Genomic DNA, 19060 nt, shown 5'->3' with positions numbered 1-19060 from the left:
CCCTCCTTTACCCAAGCGTTTTTCTCATCATAGTATAGATCCCGCCGCAGCCAATCACGACCATCCCTAAGAACGTCGTGATTGTTTTTGTGTTCAAAATACCACCTTGTTGATCCTCAGGCTCGTTCTCGGAGGGAGCTGCAGTATATTGAACTGTATAATTACTCGAAAACAGTACCTTTTCAGTATGTTTCAGGGTAATATCGGGCTTACTCGGCGAAACAAAAAGCCCTTGTTGTAAATCTGACGTGGATTGTTCCATTTCTATTTGTTTCGTTTTGAGGGCAGCCTGCGTTTGTTCCTTAAAAAGGTTCGGCGCCAATTTTTCCAATTCCGTTTCTTGATAGTCTTGAGTTTCTAAGTTCTCTCTTTCAACTGCATCTTGGCCAACCCGGTCCGTTTGCAATCGAATTTTCCCGCTATGATCAAGGGTTTCATCCGCCAAAGGCTGGAGTGAAAACATAAAAAGGAATCCTGTAAAAACAGTGATAACACTACAGAGCTTCACTAATTCCTTCATGATTAACCTCCTCGCTTTTAGCCGAACGATTAAAGACAAACAAATGGCCGGCAAGGCTGACAACCATCAGGGCTGCTAAGCCAAAAATAATCCACTTTGTATCAGATGCTCCACTTCCAAACTTCATTAATAACGTCTCAATGTATTGCAACGGTGAGTAGTCTCTTAATGTAGCAGCGGCAGAAAATTGATCAAAGTGACGTCCAAGTGCCTCGGTTAGGAATAAATAGAGGCTCAAAATCACCAAAAGGATAAACATACCTGCCATTTTCAACTGCCGTAATAAATAAGCTGACACCATCAGCAATGTGACCATAATCAACGTGATTAAACCGATCCATTGCAGGGATTTCCATTCACTCATTTGCAGTAAATAGGCTGACAGCAGTCCGATCACGATCCCCTCAACCAGACCAATACTCACAGTCATAATTGTGAGCGGTATATTCTTGCCAACAATTGTTTGTTCTCCCGCAAATGTGACTTCTTGCAGACGTTTTCGCTCATGATTAGAGAGAACATAGGCCGTAAATAAGGCGACAATAAAACAGATCAAGACAACAAAGTAAGGTGTAAAGGTATCACCTGCAGCGATAACCCCAGCATTCTTGGTTTGGACCGGATTTGAAAGAAAGCTTAACAAATCTTCATTTGGCCGCTCACCTATGCGGCTATTGGCTAGCACCCCGGCGAAATTGTCAGCAAAGTTTTGGTCCTCTGCCAATTTAGTTGTTAAATTACTCGAAAGGTTCCCTGCTTGTTGTACTAAAGTCGTTCCACTGGCTTGAATTTCCTTCGCTTGACGATCGATTGCATCGAAGGTTTGATAAACCGAATCAGCGGAAGTTAAATTAGATTTCGACTGGTCCACTAGGGATTGACTTGCAGCAAGCAGCGAGTTAAATTCATTTCCTATCGATAGAACTGCCTGTTGTTCTTCGTCTCCATTCAGCAAAACTTTTGCTTGTTCAGTTTGTAAATTGAGACTTGCTTCGCGCCATGCTCCCAAATCTTTTAACGTCTCAGAAAGGTTTGTATTTAATAGTTCCGCTTGTACTGTTGTTTCGTTAATACGCTCCGACATTTGAGCCGCATCTTGATTGGCATTGTCAACCAGCAGCATATATTCATCTATTTTGCCTTTTACATCTTCTGTCTGTTCCCGTATTTCCTCTGTTATTTGTTCAGCAATATAAGATGCTAACACATCGACAATGTCTTGCTTATTAAATAAATAATATAGTGAATCCCCATCTGCCATATCCGTCAGATTGGTTTGATTCAAATCATTTACTAGGTCCTGACGATTAAATTGATCTATGCCAATGCCAAAGTATAAATTATACAGAGTCAATAACTTATGGAAATCACTGACGGTATCGCTGGAAGCATTGATCAGAACACTTGTCGAATCCCCGGTAAGAGGTGACATCACTTGGCGGGTAATATGGTTATTTAAGATTTCCAATTTCTCAATAATGCTTTTGTTGTCATTGTCACTTGGTTGAGCCAATTCTTGATTTTCTACCGTCTTTTCGTTCGTCGTATCATTCGGACTTTTGCCCATTTCTTCAACTGTTATGGGCTGATTACTTTCATAGGACGATACGGATGGCTCGGTTTTCTTTTTAATTTCAGCTGAAGTTCCCTCTTCCGTTCCTGGCAGTTCTGGATGATCTACATCGGTTATATCCTTCTGATCGAGTTCCCAACTCCATGTAATCGGCTGGAAAACATCAAGGATTGCATCCATGTTTTGAAGTTTCACATCAACTTTTACAGTGAATTGTCCTTCATCTGTTGAAGGCAGTTTAATTTTTTGGTACGGAAGAAATGACTCAGTATAATCCATTTCTTGACTATTTGGTAATGATAATAAAACTCTCTCAATCTCAAATTCATTTGGAATCGATAGAGCAAATTCCTGCCCATTCTTTTTATTTTTCTTCAGGTTTACGGTATCTGTCAGAGTTACCCCCTTTGTCATCAAATCACTTTTGACTTGTTTTACTTTTTCAGACAAAGGAATCCCATTTGCATCACGATTAGGGGTATAACCAAACTCTTGATTGTATTTATTGGTGACAGCTATGACATTTTTTAGCTGGGTGATGGTTTGATCACTTAGGCCTAGGCCGTCTAAATCATTACTATCAAGTGTTGGCAGCAGATCAATTTGCTTTTGTAATGTATCCCGTGCATTTTTATCTGGAGCAGCAAACATATGACTTAAGGAAACATTTTGCTCTTGACCTGAACTATGTTTTATTTCGTTCTTAAGCTTATCGGCAATTAATTGCTCCATATCTGATGCCAATTTGTCCGACAGCTCTGCATTCATTTGATCCATTTTATCCTTCGTGTCCTTCAGGTACGCTTGAAGGGCGGCTGATTCGGTTAAAATAGTCGCCGACTGATTACCATTCTGGTGGAACTGGTCATTGATAGCCTTATTAGCTGACGTTAAATAATCTAATTGCTGCATGACATCGCCATGATTTATTTCACGATCTAACATGTTAAGCTGGCCAGAGAAACCCTTTGTTAAAAGACCATTTGCCACTTTCAGTTTTGTAAAATCCACTAAGCTGGATTGGTAGGTATGGCTTGCGGTTACATCCTCACTCAGGCTAGTTTCAAACCCCTTTAATAGGTCCTGTAAGCCGGTAAAGCTCTCTCTCGATATCTTTGTGTTACTCTCAACAGCTCCAAACTGAGCGGTGTAACCGGACATGGGACGATGGATCGATTGATTATAGAAGTTCGTATATACTTGCTCCTTGTTTACCAATGTACCAATATTGTCCTGAGCATCATGTAAATTGCCAATGACACTAGCAAAATAGACATCAATAATTTGGCGATTAAAATCTCCTAAGATAGCACTCGCCGTTTTCTCGGCTTTTGCTTTTATATTGCTGTTATCAGAAGCATTAATTTTGTAGTTCAATACCACCTGTTCTGGTGATTTCGAATCAATTGATAATGCCTTTTCTGTAAAATCATTCGGAATAACAATCATCATGTTGTAGACATTCCGCGCAAGGCCGCTTTCAGCCACTCCACGGCTGACAACATACCAGTCATGTGTATCATCTTTCTCAATATTCTTGATAAATTCAGCACCGAATTCATAGTTCTTATCATTAAAACTTGCACCTTGATCTTCATTAACCAATGCTACGGTCATTTTCTGCTCATCTGTGTTGGCTTTGCTATTTGAAGCTTGATTCAATGCCAGATAAGAGATGCCTGAAGATAGCGCAAGGATCAGCACTAGAAATAACAAGACACCCCGCTCAACCCTTTTCATCCACTCAACCCCTGAAATTTTTAGTATGTAATAAAGAAATGATTTCTATTTTTATATAAAAACATTTTAATATGTTGGGAGACTTTTTTAGTTGCCTGCTAGCTGCAAACAAAGAATAAAAGCCACACAACAATTGTCGCGTGGCTTTTGGTTTTTTGGGATCATAGCCCCGAATGACATTCCACTTATCTAATGCTCATCTTTCATTTGTCAGGTAAATGAATTAATTAAGCCCAAAATTCTGCGATAATTGCTCATCTTGTTGAGCAACTGCATCTGCCGTCTTGTACAATTGTGTATTAATTTCCTGCATTAATTGAGCAAAATTTTGTACTTTTGGCTTCAACTGGTTAAACTGATCGTCAAATCTTTGGAAGGCACGGCCTTCCCATTCACCACGAAGTTCATTTTGTAAATTAGTTAAGTCCCTTAAAATTTGCTCAATTTGTTGTGAACTTTGCCCATAGCGAGTCGCTTTAGCTTTTAACTCCGCTGGGGTCATACGAATTTGTCCAGCCACTTGTTCTCCATCTCCTCTGCCTATAGTTTGCCATGGAATTAATTAATCACGAATTCCAGACAATAACACTACGTTGGAAGTAAATTCCTATCTATTTATTTAACATAGGATCTGGGAACATTCAAACCCCTCTGGAAATGAGTGGGATTTCGTCTAGTACTTTCCTTCTAATTTCCATTGAAACTGGGAATTTTCAGCCGGAGGATAAGGGGGATATGATTCTTTCTTAGTAAGACAAAGGGTTGGTTTTTTGACTATATATAAGGAAATGTTAAAAATCGTAGCACTATTTACCTGTTTTTCCGAGTTAGAATGGGTTCCTTGCACAGTTCTAAATACACAAACTTTACTTGACAAGACGATGTGATAAGTAGCTATGTTGATACGAAGAAATGAAAAAAGAGGCTTCTCATAATTACCATTATTAAATCATCTCGCTATTAACCTTATTGATTCGTGGGAACCAAAGGCCAAAGGCTTGGCAGTAAATTTTAATACTAAAAAACCACTCCTAAATTTTATTAGGAAGTGGTTTTTTAGAGAAGAAAATAGTGGCATTTTGTCGCTATATACTCAGAATTTGTAGATATTTCCCGGGAATTTGTTGAAATTTGGAGGAATGTCCGTATCGCGTACCGCTATAAGCGCATTAATGTCGGATTGAAGAACGATACACCAACAACCTCTATTAAAAACTCATATTTAATTCGTTATATCGCCCGGCGATACGATACAGGTAAGCAAAAAAAACTAAAACATGCACCTTATTTTCGGAATATGGAGAAAAGCCTCTCCCATTTTTCCTTAGGTTTTTGTATCGCTTCTTCTAAACGCTTATTAAAATCATTTTGTGAACGCCATTCTTTTTCCAGTTCGTCCCGCATATTTTGAATTTCTTTTTGTAAAAATTCACTTTTTTGTATTTCTTGCTGCAGCAAAGATTCATAATGGTTATTTTGTTGTTCCGTTAATTTTTCAATTTTCGCATGAGTTTTTTGCGCTGAATTAGCAATACTGGAACTTATAACATGGTGATCTTGCTGGAGTCGGGAAACCGTTAGTTTAAGCTGAGACATATCGTTTGTCAGTTGGACATTCATTTCACGCGTGGCGGCAAGTTCATTGACTAAAACCTTTAAAATCTCTTTTAATTGATTAGGGTCTTGGGGTAAATTTTCATATGTATCGGGTACCGCAATTTCCGTTTCATTGAAATCTACTAATCTTTCCTTTTGTTGATACGCAAGGTCTTTAGCTGTATCGTCTAGGGGCTTATCCGTATCGCGTAGCGCTATAAGCGCTCCGATATCAGATTGAACAAAGATACGCCGATCGCCATCTTTTAAAAACTCATATCCATTCCGTTCTAAGATTTGGCCATACTTTCGAACAGTTGGTGTTGCAATCCCAACTTCTTCTGCCACTTCCTTGGATGAGAAAGCTCGTTCATTCGATTGTATATCACGTCGCATATCGGACCTCCTTTTCTATTAAATATGAAGGTTTATTGATTCATTTGCAAGATATATCGCCCAGCGATACGAAACAAAATAAGAACAGATCAGCCCTTTTTTGATGCTATCTCGAAAACATCAAATTAAAAGCGCTCCAAATGAACGCTTTTTTCTACTCAATATCGAAATTCTCCTGTATAAATTCCATTTCCTCTTCAGGTGAGGCTATGCCATTAGCCTTTCCAACCGTGCCACCCTGCAGCGACCAAATGGCATTGTGGTTAATAACGACATGATCAAAATTGCCTTTATCCCAAGATCTTAATATATTTAAATATAAATCAGCATTTCCATATTTTTTCTTATTTACTTCCACCACTTGTAATAATCTTTTAACCCGTTCAGGCGTTAATGGCAAAGCACCCCATTTTTTTTCGCTAATACCTTTTGATGTGACATATTATGTATGGCTTGCTGAACAGATTTTTCACTCATGCTAAACGGAAATTCACGATCAACCTTATTATTTTGTTCATTTACTTGGACCACTTTTTCGCCACTAGGAGCAGTTCCCACCCTAACAGTGACATTTTCCTTATCAAGATATAAATAACCCCCAATTAATACCCCCGCGAGTACTACTGGGATCCATATTTTTTTATGTATTTTTTTCATAGTTTCTCCTGTTCCTCTAATGTGAAGGTCTGGAACATTGCTCCGTCCCTCCAAGATAGGCTTAAACTATAATAATTCAACATTTTCTCTTTACTTTCCTTTAAAACCTTTTAAAAAGTCTCAATTACCGAATAAGCTTGGCGAACATCTTCAGGGGAAAAGGGAGCAATAACTTCAAACCCTTACCTATCTGTATGAAGAAGGAATGTCTCTAGGGGGTTATTAGAAGTTTGAGATTTTCAAGTATTGTACTATGATAAATTTAATTCCATTATTTGAGTTGGCAAGTGTAAGGGACAGTGACCCTTACTCTTACACAATTTAGAATTACCTAAGGAGTGGTAGAAATGGCACGTGTTTTATTTATTAATGCCGGATCAGAAGGACATATCAATCCAACTATTGGAGTTGTGCACGAGCTTATTTCGCGTGGCGAAGAGGTAGTCTACTTTACGATAGAAGCTTTTCGAGAGCGAATTGAGGAAACGGGAGCAATTGTACGAACATTAGACGATCAAAAATTTTTAAAAGCCTTTATCTCGGGTGGAAGAAATTATTTACTTGAAAGAATTAACGGTCTTTTACTTACGGCAGATATTGTCATACCTAGCGTGCTTGAACAGATTGCAGGAGAACATTTTGATTACATCATCCATGATTCCATGTTTGGTTGTGGACGTATACTTGCCCAAATCCTTAAACTTCCGGCAATCAATTCTTGTACTTCCTTTGCTCAGACAAAGGAATCATTCGATCAAATGTTGGAACAGCTTTCTAAAATCATTCCTACAGAAGTGGGTAAAGAAATAAACGATGAATATCTAGGCCTGACGGCAAAGGTGAAGGAAAAATATGATGTCGAGATCCATTCTCCTTACGAAGTTTTTTGTAATCCTGCCCCACTTACCATCGTTTACACTACTAGGGAGTTTCAACCTTTTGGAGAATCATTTGACCAAACTTACAAATTTATAGGTCCATCCATCTCTACACGATTAATTCAAGAAAACTTTGACCTTACAGCAATCGAGGGAAAAAGACCAATTTATATTTCACTGGGTACTGTCTTTAACCAAGCCATTGATTTTTATAAGCTTTGTTTCGAAGCATTTGGAAATAGCAATCACACGGTTGTCATGTCGATTGGGGAAAAAGTACAAATTTCTGATTTAGGGGAGATCCCTAAAAACTTTATTGTAAAAAATTATGTTCCACAAACTGAGGTACTGAAATACACTAAATTATTTATCACACATGGTGGAATGAACAGTACCCATGAAGGTCTCTATTACGGGGTTCCGCTCATTGTCATCCCACAAAGCGCGGATCAACCGATCATTGCCGGGCAAGTTGCCAATATCGGAGCCGGTATTAAATTACAAATGCATGGCTTGACTGCAAATCAACTACGTGAAGCCGCAGAACATGTGTTAAACAACCCATCTATCCATAAAGCTGTTTCAAATATAAGGGAATCCTTTCAAAAATCGGGTGGATATCACCAAGCTGTTGATGAGATTTTTGAATTTAAAAGTCAATATGATATCTAAATATATAAAAATTTCTCTGCTGCCATTATTGGTGGCTTTTTTTAGTGGTTACGGGGCTTCCTAAAAAAAGACTACCTCCTAGTCTTTAGGAAGTAGTCTTAACTTTAGAAAATGATAATATGGACTTAAGTTTTAATAAGAAAACAATACATTCTTTTCTATAAGTGTTTTTTCAAGTCTTTTCAACTTTTTAATCGACTCTTCTGATGACCGTTTACCAATTTCAATTACCAATGCATCTAACAATGCAATAATAGGTATTACTGAAAATTGTTCTTCACTAACTTCTACTTTCAACGTTACAGACGCATATGAAATAATTGGGCATGAGATATGGTCTGTTATCAATATAATGCTATGGCCTAGTTCATAAGCCAGCTTAACGGCTTCGATAATTCGATTAGTGTATGGTTCAAATGAAAAAACCACTAAAATTTCATCCTTTTCAAATTGCAAAATCCTGTCATAAAATTGACTAAACCGATGTAAAATATCACCAAATTATCATAGGTGATACACCAAGGGGTCAGGTATGGAATCGATATTGTCTAAAATTAACATCATTGGCATCCTTGTTTAAAATAGTCAAGGAGAAATAGATTATCAACATTAACTTCAATCAATCCATTTATATATATACATAAACTTCTTCCAATAAGGCACCAGTTCCCTCAAAATATGGAACTAACCAAACGTTTGATTAAAACTGGTATCAGCCTTGGTAAATCAACGTTTTTCTCTGTAATTGTATAAAATATTTGTCGATAACTGGGCAGCTAAGCCTTCCATTCACCTTATTTCCCTTTAAATATACACCCTTCGACCAACTGCAAACTAATCAAACATTTAATTAAATTGGCTGAATAGCCCTCCCTCTCAACCTTTTACTCCCAAATCTGTAAAAGAGATTGTTGTATTTACACTACTCCAAAAAACTAACCAAACGTTTGATTAGTTAACCACGACTCCATATAAGTAAAGAGTTTCAGCCTTTTAATAAAAAAATCTTTGTCGACGCAGTTCTATTTTTCCTATATAAAAAATAAAAAACAAGTCGATATTTAGATTTCCTTAGGTAAACTCTCATGCTTCGACACGTTTCCTGATCATTCCTTACTAACCAAACGTTTGATTAGTTGCGGGAAAAACCCTTTTAACAAAAGGACTTTTCCCCGGGAAATGAAGAAAAGAATGTCGAAATCCGCCCGACAAAACAAAAGGCACAAGCGCCCGTTTAGCGGCGTATGGACTGGAGCGCTCCAACAGAGATAAAGGAAACACAGAGAGCGAAGTACACCGGGCGCTGGAGCTGGATTCAGAGACCTATTTTAATGTTATCAACAATGAATTATTTTATATTTTCCTATACAACCAAAAAAACACTCCCTAATTTTTATAGGAAGTGGTTTTTGCTATTAATATAAATTATTTACATGACTGCTTCACAGAATGGAGGAAAATAGCCATAACTATTTCCTCAATGGCTAACGCCTTACATCATGCCGCCCATTCATTTTGTCATATAATATGGACAAATACTCTAAAAAAAATCGGCCTTTAACGCGGTTTTTCCAGTTTACTAATAATATTTTCTATTAAAAATAAAATGTCAGGAGGACAAATAACTTATGCAAAAGCTCCTCCTGATTGCTGTAGGAGCTTAATATATGTACTTTGAATCGAGTTCTTTCAATAACTGATGATACTCTGGATCATTGTCTGGATGTGATATTGAAAACGTCTTTGCTGAAACGATAAATCCCATTGGTACCTTAAACCCTAGAATATTCAATGCTTCATGAGTTCCGTGAGGTCCGGTCCCATCATAACCGCACGTACACCCTGTTAGATGTAATTGATTTCTATAACTGTCAGTAAGTATTAAATATTGATTATAGCCACAGGAATAAACCATTTTTAAGTACTTTTAGGTTTATCCCAAATTATTGTCATGTTTTGGTTTTTCTTTAATAGCTTTTTTACAGGTGGAATGGACGTAACTAACAGTTCCTATTGAATCTGTTCAGAAATATGACTTAATGCTTCTCCAGCTTCGTTTACATGAATGTTGACTGTTGATAGATCACCAATGGCACAAATACCTATCATTTCACCATTTTGTACAACTGGAATGCGACGGATTTGATGGTCTGCCATCATACGAGCACATTCATGTACATCTGTATCAGGCGAACAAGTGATTACATCCGAAGTCATACAATCATGGCAATGAACTGTATTGCAGTCTTTCCCATCAGCTACACAATTCAATACAATATCACGATCTGTAATCATTCCAACAACTTTTCTACCTTCACAAACTGGAACAGAACCACAGTTGATATCACGCATTATTTTTGCGGCTACTGTCACAGAGTCATGTGATGCACACACCTTAACATCCTTTGTCATAATGTCTTGTACCAGTCTACTTAACTTGTATTCAAAATTCTAAAACGGATTTCCTTTTAGTAAAAATGGAAATCTTGCTTTGAGTAATAATTTAGACTCGCATGGAGAAAATACGATTAAGAATATATAAATATATAAAACTGGTGATTATGATAATGTATTCCAAATTGATAAAAGCCTTTGCTCTCGTTGAGCAAAGGCAACTTTTTTACGAGTCCTTCTATTTTTTGTTATTTACATCGCTTTTTCCTTTTTTGAAGTTGAAGTAGCTGGAGAGTGCTCCCAACATTCAATGCCTTCATGATTTTTAATACAATCTTTATAAAAGACAGGATCTTTACCAGCTTTTTTCTGTTTCATGTAATCCGTTAAAGCAGCAAAGGCTATTTTTGCTAGTAATGTAATAGCAATCAAGTTTATGATAACCATAATGCCCATAAATAAATCCGCTAAATCCCATACAAGCTGGACCTTCGCAATGGAACCGAATATAATCATGGCTAACACGCTTATTCGGTATAGTATCACCCATACTTTACTTTTGTGTAAAAATCGAATGTTTGTTTCCCCATAATAATAGTTACCAATTAACGCACCGAATCCAAATAGGAAAACAAAGATAGCAAGACAGCCTGATGCCCAGGAACCGATGTGTTCACTTAATGCTGCTTGTGTAAGGGCAATACCACTTAGCCCTGGTTGTTTGTAAGCATTAGAAAGCAAAATAATAAATGCTGTGCTTGTACAGACGACCAGTGTATCCGTTAATACGCCAAATGCTTGAATAAGTCCTTGTTTCACCGGATGACTTGTTGTTGCCGTTGCGGCAACGTTTGGCGCACTCCCCATTCCAGCTTCATTCGAGAACAAACCACGTTTAACTCCATTCATGAGCGCTGCGCCGATTGAACCGCCTGCTATTTGTTTAAAGCCAAATGCGTTTTGAACAATAAGAGAAAGAATTTCCGGCATTTTTGTTATGTTCGTAGCTACAACAAATAATGCAACACCGATGTATAACACAGCTAAAATCATTACCTTGTATTCAGCCATTTTTGCTATACGCGTCACACCGCCAAAGATAATCGCAGCGAAAGCAAGTGCCATGATAATCCCTACAGTTAAACGATCTGTACCGAATGAGTTCTCAAAAGCAATTGTAACGGTGTTTGATTGTACAGAATTGAATACAAGACCGAAAGCAAGCGTAATTAAAATGGAGAATAATACTCCCATCCAACGTTTGTTTAATCCTTTTTCCATATAATAGGATGGGCCGCCGCGGAAACCATTTTTATCTTTTACTTTATATACTTGCGCTAACGTACTTTCGATAAAGCTGGATGCTGAGCTAATAATAGCAATAATCCACATCCAGAATACCGCTCCTGGACCGCCTAATGCAATCGCAATCGCAATTCCTGTGATATTACCTGTTCCAACGCGAGCGGCCATACCGATACAGAACGCTTGAAATGGGGAAATGTTGTCTTTAGAGCCAGTTTTCCCTTCCATTAAAACACGGACCATTTCCTTTAACATTCGAAACTGTACAAATTTCGATTTAAATGTGAAATAAATCCCGCAAGAAACAAGCATAATAATTAGTAATTTTGACCAAAGGAATTCATTTGTTACACCAATCATATTTTGTAATAATTGTGGCATTTTACCACCCCTTATTAAAATTTAGTAGTTTATATTGAAGCAATTAGGACATCAGTTTGATAGAAATGGTTTGAATCGAAGTAGAGCCAGTCCCGGCGATGGTGCCACCTGCTGCTGGAATCTTAATATGAGATCATTTTTTAACAGGGTTTATTGCATCAGCATCATTTGCAGAGTTAGCTGATCTCCGTATTGACATGGATGCTAATGAAGCGGAAGAAAATGTTTCTTTGTCGCTGTGGAAAGAAACCATTGAAATGTAATTTTATTATGCTTTGTATTGATCTTGTACCACTCCTTTCATGGCCGCCTACGTATTTGTTAAAGCAATAGATGAATAAATTTCATCAGAAAGCAATTCTTGGAATGGCCTTAATGAACACCTGCAATGGTTAATGAAACGAGACTGTAATCACTTCTACTGATAACCTCATCACAGGCAGGTTTCGAAATTACTATAAAAATCTAAAAAAATAATTTTGAAACTTCAAAAAAGACCCCATTTTGTTAGCTCAATGGGCATGTGAGATGACCCTCTAACCTAACCAATTTGGAGCCCATTGAAATTACATAGTTAGAGTATTTAATTAACGCGGAAAAGTTTATCCCTTTCCTTTATATCCAACTCTCGGTATCCTCTTTATCTACGTTGAATATCTAGACCCGCTAGTGGATCTTCGAAAGGTAACGGATCTCAGTAAGGATTTTACAGCCCTTCATTTTTTCAAAAGCTTCTTTTGCTTCTTTTTCAGTGTCAAACTCAAACATGTTTAGATTGTTTTTTGAATGGACAGTGATAATCCACAAGAAAATCTCCTTCTTCCATATAATTGTAGAAAATCTCGCATTTTAGATCCAGCCCCGGAAATGTGAGGCTTCAGCCAGTTTTCTTATTCCAACCATATACGCTGCTAAGCGCATATTAACTTGATGGACATGTGTTGTTTGATAAATATTTTCAAAAGAATCGACCATTACTTTTCGTAATTTTTCAGCCACCTCTTCCTCTGACCAATAAAAACCTTGATTGTTCTGAACCCATTCAAAGTAAGATACGGTGACACCACCTGCACTTGCCAATATATCCGGAACAAGGAGGATTCCTCTTTCATCCAAAATTTTGGTTGCTTCAAGGGTTGTTGGCCCGTTAGCTGCCTCCACTACGATGGAAGCTTTAATACGATTGGCGTTTTGTGCTGTAATTTGGTTGGAAATGGCAGCCGGCACCAGAATATCACATTCTTTTTCCAGTAATTCTTGATTCGTGATAACATTGTTAAATAAAGGTGTTACTGCACCAAAACTATCGCGTCGATCGAGCAGGTAATCAATATTAAGCCCTTGTGGATCATAAAGAGCACCATATGCATCCGAAATACCAATCACTTTTGCTCCAGCATCATGCATGAATTTGGCCAAAAAGCTTCCTGCATTCCCAAAACCTTGAATCACTATGCGGGCACCTTGCAATTCAATGTTTTTTTTCTTTACCGCTTCTTCAATACAGATGGTTACACCCCGGGCTGTTGCCGTTTCACGTCCATTTGACCCCCCTAAAACAAGGGGCTTGCCCGTAATGAATCCTGGAGAATCGAATTCACGAAGGCGGCTATACTCATCCATCATCCAAGCCATGATTTGAGAGTTCGTATATACATCGGGTGCCGGTATATCTTTTGTAGGCCCAACAATTTGGCTGATGGCACGAACATAACCACGACTCAATCTTTCCAGTTCTGCAAACGACATTATTCTCGGGTCACACTTAATGCCGCCTTTTCCACCTCCGAAAGGGAGGTTCGCAATGCCGCACTTTAAACTCATCCAAATAGACAAGGCTTTTACCTCTTCTTCGTTCACTTCTGGGTGAAAGCGTACGCCTCCTTTTGTCGGACCTACTGCATCATTATGTTGGGAACGAAAACCAGTAAACACTTTGACCGAACCATCATCCATTTTTACAGGTATGCGGACAGTGAGCATTCGGATAGGTTCTTTGAATAATTCAAATTCATTATTTGAATAACCTAATTTATCCAACGCCTCTTTTATGACCGTTTGTGTTGAAAGAAATAAATCTAGAGATTCCTTTTCTTTTTTCTGTTCTTCGGCTAAGTTTTCTACAGTATTTGTTAATGCCATTAATATCACCCCATAATTTCAAGAATAAAAGTTTTATTGCAACGTTTTCTTAGTTTGGTATGGATTTTTCAAATGTCCAATGAAATCTTCCTTGGACAATCGTATTCCACCAAACTTTTCACCCATTCCTACCATCGTTAACGTAAAAGTTCCCATCCTTCGATGACAACATCTATTGATACTCTTTCTTTTCTTATAAGATGTTTTTAGAAAATACACAGATCCCATTCTTGCGATAGATGTTTCAATAGCTTAACACCCGTCAGGCTATTGCCATACTGATCAATAGCTGGTCCATAAATACCAATTCCACATCCATCTTGAAAAGGCTGTTCTCTTTTCATACTTGGGGGAACTGTTGCTAAAATACCTCCCGATACCCCGCTTTTGGCTGGCACTCCGACAAAGGCGGCAAATTTGCCTGAAGCATTGTACATTCCACAGGTAAGCATTAAGGCTTTGGAAAGTCTGGCCACTTCAACAGGCAGTATTTGTTGTTTTTGTATTGGGTGATATCCATCATGAGCAAGAATCATTCCAATCAGGGCTATATCTTCCGTATTTACTTCTAAGGAACACACCTTCAGATAAACTTCTAAAGCTTCTTCCACCTCTGATTCTAAAAAACCCGTCTCTTTTAAATAATAGGCTATTGCTCTATTTCGATTGGCAGTCTGCCATTCTGACTGAAAAACCTCCGCATTGATGTTCGGACGTTTCCCTATCATTTTTTCGATAAATTTGTAAAGAAACTCCAATTTACTTTTTGATGATTCTCCCGGAAGCAGTGATGCGATGGTAATTGCTCCTGCATTGATCATGGGATTAAACGGCTTACCTGGTTTATGCATTTCAAGGCGGATAATGGAGTTAAAGGCATCTCCAGTAGGTTCCACATCGACCCGATCTAACACATAAGGAATTCCGCGACTTACACATGCCGCTATAAAGCTGATCACTTTTGAGATACTCTGCAATGTGAAAGGGACTTGCCAATCACCCGACTTGACGACTAGTCCATTTGATCCTACGATACAAATACCTAACTGTGACGGGTTTGCCTTTCCCAAAGCAGGAATGTAGCTTGCACATCGTCCTTCTGTACCATAGGAACGATAATGAGCCACCCATTCATCCAACCAATCCTGCCTTTGGTTCCCGATTTGATCTCTTTCCTTTTTTTTAATCTTGTGAATCAACTCTTCCAACCCTCTCTTTCTAAATTCTTTTTTAGGGAAAACATTTCACACTCAAAAGAAAACGCTTTCTATTTTCTGATAGAATGATATTGTTGATTTTATAATTAGAACTACAAAAGATAACAAAAACCTACAGAAAATTTTTTATCTTTCGTTTAATTTTTTATTCAAACAAAATTGGAGTATCTAATAATAATGTTTGCATTGTATTGTGGCCAATCTATCTGTATACTAATTTTCAGAAAAATGAGGAAGTGATCTGCTTGAACATCAGTCCTTTAGTAAAAAAAGAACTATTCATTCTCGTTTTGATGATGATAACAGTCCCTTTGGCGGGTGAATTAAATTTCTATCCGATTAATGAAACGTTCCGGGTCAGTTTTGGTGTACCAATATTTTTATTCTTTTTGTTATTGTTCCGAAAAATTCCCGCTATTTTGTCTGGTTTATTGACAGCTATACAAGTTGTGGTCTTTCGTATTTTACTTGAATTCATCAACCAAGGTAATATGAATTTGACTTCCTCTTTTGAAGCTAATTTTCCTAGTTTTTTCTTTTATTTTGCCTATGCTTGTTTCTTTTATTTGGCAAAAGTAAACCGATTTTATCACCGTCCTATTTTAATTGGATTGATTGGCATCACCATCGAAATATTGTCGGATTTGACAGAGATAATGATGCAATATTTCGTATTGGGAACAACGATTAAATTGGCAGCACTTAGCGAAATTCTGATTATGGCGATTTCACATAGCTTTCTGGTTGTCAGCTTTTTCACGATCATGAAGTTGTATGAGTCACAGGCAAGGGAAAAACAAATAAGAAAACAAAATGAGCATATGCTCATGCTCATTTCCAATTTATACGAGGAATCAATTCATTTAAAAAAAACATTGCTAGATGCTGAAAACATCACAAAAAAATCATATGATCTATACAAATGCTTAAATGTTTTGCAAAACGAAGGGACGACTGCCCATACAGTCGAGGACCTCGGCAGGCAGGCATTGACAATAGCCGGAGAAGTCCATGAAATAAAAAAGGATAACCAACGTATTTATGCGGGACTTTCAAAACTTATTTCTGATGAAAGTTTTACAGATTATATGAACCTGGTTGAACTTGTTTCCATTATCAAACGAACAAATGAAAAATATGCCAGTATCCTTGGAAAAAATATTCAAGTTGAATATTCCATTACAGGAGCTCATCCTCCTTACCATGTTTTTACCCTTTTATCGATTATCAATAATATTGTCACTAACGCCGTAGAAGCCATCGATAATACGGGCAAGATTACCATTAGTATTGAAAGGGAAAACCATTTGGTTAAATTCCAGATCAAAGATAATGGCCCTGGTGTTATCCAGAAAAATAAAAATTTAATTTTCAAGCCCGGGTTTACCACTAAATATGATTATTCCGGAAATCCATCAACGGGAATGGGATTATCCTTTGTAAAAGAGATAGTTGAACAACTTGAAGGTGATATTACAGTGCAGAATAGATTAGAAGGAATGGGGTCCATTTTCACTATCCGCTTATCGACCAATCATTTAATGGAGAAAGGGTGATTTGTTCCTTTTTCATATAATAGATGATGATGAAGCCGTTCGTTCGATGCTGGCTCAAATCATCGAAGACGAGGGCTTAGGGGAAGTGGCCGGGGAGGCAGCAGATGGATCCTTACTGGATGGAAACAGGTTAGACATTGATATACTTGAGAGAGTCATTGTATAGTCTCAATGACGGAAAAACTTCACTGAACCGTTGTTTAGTGGAGTTTTTCTGTTATAAGAAGAGAAAAATATACTATTCGTTAACAAAATAAGAGGGCTTACATGTTTTGACCTGATACGCCATAATCTTTGATTGTTAATTTTACGTTATAGTGAATCGGAACCTCACAGGCAAACGGCAAAAACCCCGAGAAACTCGTGGTCGTTTTAACATTGGAAGGTCCATCCATAATAGGCCGAAAGAAGTGAAAAAACGTACGACCTTTGGCCACTGGGAGTTGGATACAGTTGTTTCTGTTCGTGGAAAAAGCAAGGGCTGCCTTGCGACGTTTATCGAACGAAAAACCAAATTAATATAAGCTCTGTTGACCTTAAGGATAATTTGTTGTTAAAAAAGCAGCTAGTTTTTTGCTCTTTTGTTTTCTTTCTTTCCGCATTCTTGCTCGCTCTGGTGCGGTCTCATGCAATTTTTTCTCTTCTTCTGTTTCCGGAATAACCTGTGGAACATGTGTTGGACGTTTATGTTGATCAAGTGCGACAAATGTTAATAGAGCTGTTGCTGCAATTGTACGTTTACCACTTTTTAAATCTTCAGCAATAATTTTCACAAAAATCTCCATAGACGATGTCCCTGTCCATGTCACATATGATTCAAAACAGACCGAATCTGTTGTACGAACAGGATATAAGAAGTCAACTGAATCGGTTGAAGCAGTTACACATTCCCTGCGACTATGGCGAGCCGCAGAAATAGAAGCTACCTGGTCCACATCACTCATTAATTTTCCTCCAAATAATGTATGGTGATTGTTTACGTCATTTGGAAATACACGACTTGTTCGTATAACTCGTGATTCTTTACAATATTTTGCTTCCATAATATTCTCCCCTATTTGAACTACTGGCACCATCTTCTACGAAATAGCTTTAATTGAGCCACACTATAAAGCTCTTAGTCTTCTAATAATTAAGTTTCTGGATCTTACAAATAACTGGTTGACAGTGCCAAGAAACTAACGACTTCTTTTTCCATCCCAATCCAGTGATCGTAGGAAAGGGCAATATACATCTTTGATTTTAATCATACCGAGAATCCCCCCTTGCAGGCTTTTTAAGATCCGCGTTGATATTAAGGAACTAAAGACTCCACCGTTTGTGACAAAAATTTTCTGATTCGCATCACAACTGGTACTAGTAATCCTTCCGGTGCCGCCATGGCAATTCTGATATCATAAAACTTCTTCACCTCCAGTTCATCCCCTTAAATTCGGCATTCAAATGCAGAAATTGCTTTAACACTACTACCACAGCTTTTGTAAAACCACATTACAGCGAAGGACATTTTCACGGCGTTCTACCGTCTTATCGAATAAGCTTTTACAAAAAAATGTTTTATCGAACCGTTTGCATTAACCCGAACTTTCCATTTTATAGCCAAGATTTGGACCATGAAAGTATCGACAAGGTTTTTGTTGGGTTTTCTGTATTTCCATGCACAATATCCCCCATGATTCTGTTTCTCATTAGAGAAGTATTTATATGACTAAGAATAATGCAATAATTGAAATAAATAAAATGATATAAAATTATAATCACATATAAAAAACTTTTATATGTTATAAAATTGGGTGGGAATAATCTCCCGTTAGCATAGCTGTCCTCCCCCCCCCTTGGATAGGCATGACGAAGGAATGATAGGGGTAATGACCCGTTGAGACATGGGAGGGTAAGCCTCTAGGGGCGGCGTGGAGAATGTACATAATATGGTAAAATATGGAGATGTATTTCACCCCATTATTTTACTATGCCATCACGGAGCCATATTGATCTGCACTCATTTCATTTAATCGCATATCAAGGGTTATGAA

At 37.7% G+C, this 19060-nt stretch carries 15 protein-coding genes and 3 pseudogenes; 4 read left to right on the top strand and 14 right to left on the bottom strand.

Features of this window, described 5'->3' with window-relative positions:
• Positions 1-7 precede the first annotated feature (7 nt).
• From essA to AB7942_RS21835, 6 genes are all read right to left on the bottom strand, one after another.
• The gene (gene essA / locus AB7942_RS21860) at positions 8-520 is read right to left on the bottom strand and encodes a type VII secretion protein EssA (RefSeq protein ID WP_098933787.1); all 513 of its coding nucleotides are present in this window, start codon (positions 518-520) and stop codon (positions 8-10) included.
• Positions 495-3833, bottom strand: a complete 3339-nt coding sequence (esaA, locus tag AB7942_RS21855) for a type VII secretion protein EsaA (protein ID WP_369448485.1) — start codon at positions 3831-3833, stop codon at positions 495-497. The genes essA and esaA overlap by 26 nt, the downstream gene beginning before the upstream one ends.
• Before the next feature lie 223 nt (positions 3834-4056).
• The gene (locus AB7942_RS21850; protein ID WP_369448484.1) at positions 4057-4353 is read right to left on the bottom strand and encodes a WXG100 family type VII secretion target; all 297 of its coding nucleotides are present in this window, start codon (positions 4351-4353) and stop codon (positions 4057-4059) included.
• A gap of 764 nt (positions 4354-5117) precedes the next feature.
• Positions 5118-5825, bottom strand: coding sequence for an SH3 domain-containing protein (locus AB7942_RS21845; RefSeq protein WP_369448483.1), 708 nt, complete (start codon positions 5823-5825; stop codon positions 5118-5120).
• A 154-nt stretch (positions 5826-5979) separates the two neighbouring features.
• A complete protein-coding gene (locus AB7942_RS21840) occupies positions 5980-6225 on the bottom strand; it encodes a DUF6241 domain-containing protein (protein ID WP_369448482.1) in 246 nt (81 codons plus the stop codon).
• Positions 6216-6482: a hypothetical protein gene (locus AB7942_RS21835; RefSeq protein WP_369448481.1), complete on the bottom strand. Its 267-nt coding sequence runs from the start codon at positions 6480-6482 to the stop codon at positions 6216-6218. The genes AB7942_RS21840 and AB7942_RS21835 overlap by 10 nt, the downstream gene beginning before the upstream one ends.
• Positions 6483-6829: 347 nt before the next feature.
• On the opposite strand from AB7942_RS21835, the gene AB7942_RS21830 reads away from it, so the two are divergent.
• Positions 6830-8032 carry a macrolide family glycosyltransferase gene (locus tag AB7942_RS21830; protein ID WP_369448480.1) on the top strand — a complete coding sequence of 401 codons (1203 nt, stop codon included), beginning with the start codon at positions 6830-6832 and terminating at the stop codon, positions 8030-8032.
• A 132-nt stretch (positions 8033-8164) separates the two neighbouring features.
• Here AB7942_RS21830 and AB7942_RS21825 read toward each other — a convergent pair whose 3' ends face one another.
• The 6 genes from AB7942_RS21825 to AB7942_RS21800 form a co-directional block, all read right to left on the bottom strand.
• Positions 8165-8488, bottom strand: coding sequence for a MurR/RpiR family transcriptional regulator (locus tag AB7942_RS21825; RefSeq protein ID WP_369448479.1), 324 nt, complete (start codon positions 8486-8488; stop codon positions 8165-8167).
• Between the two features lie 1204 nt (positions 8489-9692).
• Positions 9693-9947 carry a hypothetical protein gene (locus tag AB7942_RS21820; RefSeq protein ID WP_369448478.1) on the bottom strand — a complete coding sequence of 85 codons (255 nt, stop codon included), beginning with the start codon at positions 9945-9947 and terminating at the stop codon, positions 9693-9695.
• Between the two features lie 95 nt (positions 9948-10042).
• Positions 10043-10444 (bottom strand): CBS domain-containing protein, encoded by a 402-nt coding sequence (locus AB7942_RS21815; RefSeq protein ID WP_369448477.1) that lies wholly within the window; start codon positions 10442-10444, stop codon positions 10043-10045.
• Positions 10445-10678: 234 nt separating this feature from the next.
• Positions 10679-12112 (bottom strand): alanine/glycine:cation symporter family protein, encoded by a 1434-nt coding sequence (locus tag AB7942_RS21810; RefSeq protein WP_098933795.1) that lies wholly within the window; start codon positions 12110-12112, stop codon positions 10679-10681.
• A gap of 849 nt (positions 12113-12961) precedes the next feature.
• Positions 12962-14254, bottom strand: a complete 1293-nt coding sequence (locus tag AB7942_RS21805) for a Glu/Leu/Phe/Val family dehydrogenase (RefSeq protein WP_088085109.1) — start codon at positions 14252-14254, stop codon at positions 12962-12964.
• 206 nt (positions 14255-14460) lie between these two features.
• A complete protein-coding gene (locus tag AB7942_RS21800; RefSeq protein WP_369448506.1) occupies positions 14461-15441 on the bottom strand; it encodes a glutaminase in 981 nt (326 codons plus the stop codon).
• A gap of 266 nt (positions 15442-15707) precedes the next feature.
• Between AB7942_RS21800 and AB7942_RS21795 the strand changes: the two genes are divergently transcribed.
• From AB7942_RS21795 to AB7942_RS21785, 3 genes and pseudogenes are all read left to right on the top strand, one after another.
• Entirely contained in the window at positions 15708-17027 is a 1320-nt protein-coding gene (locus AB7942_RS21795) for an ATP-binding protein (protein WP_369448476.1), read from the top strand.
• A gap of 46 nt (positions 17028-17073) precedes the next feature.
• Positions 17074-17178 (top strand): annotated as a pseudogene (locus AB7942_RS30580) (transcriptional regulator); the annotation flags it as partial.
• A 184-nt stretch (positions 17179-17362) separates the two neighbouring features.
• A pseudogene (locus AB7942_RS21785) lies at positions 17363-17542 on the top strand (IS30 family transposase); the annotation flags it as partial.
• Between the two features lie 21 nt (positions 17543-17563).
• Here the strand turns inward: AB7942_RS21785 and AB7942_RS21780 are convergent.
• Both AB7942_RS21780 and AB7942_RS30575 read right to left on the bottom strand, forming a co-directional pair.
• Positions 17564-18070 (bottom strand): acyl-CoA thioesterase, encoded by a 507-nt coding sequence (locus AB7942_RS21780; RefSeq protein ID WP_369448474.1) that lies wholly within the window; start codon positions 18068-18070, stop codon positions 17564-17566.
• A gap of 302 nt (positions 18071-18372) precedes the next feature.
• A pseudogene (locus tag AB7942_RS30575) lies at positions 18373-18512 on the bottom strand (2-oxo acid dehydrogenase subunit E2); the annotation flags it as partial.
• Positions 18513-19060: the final 548 nt, after the last annotated feature.

The organism is Neobacillus sp. BF23-41, assembly GCF_041106275.1.
This window is presented reverse-complemented; position numbering and strand designations above follow the sequence as displayed.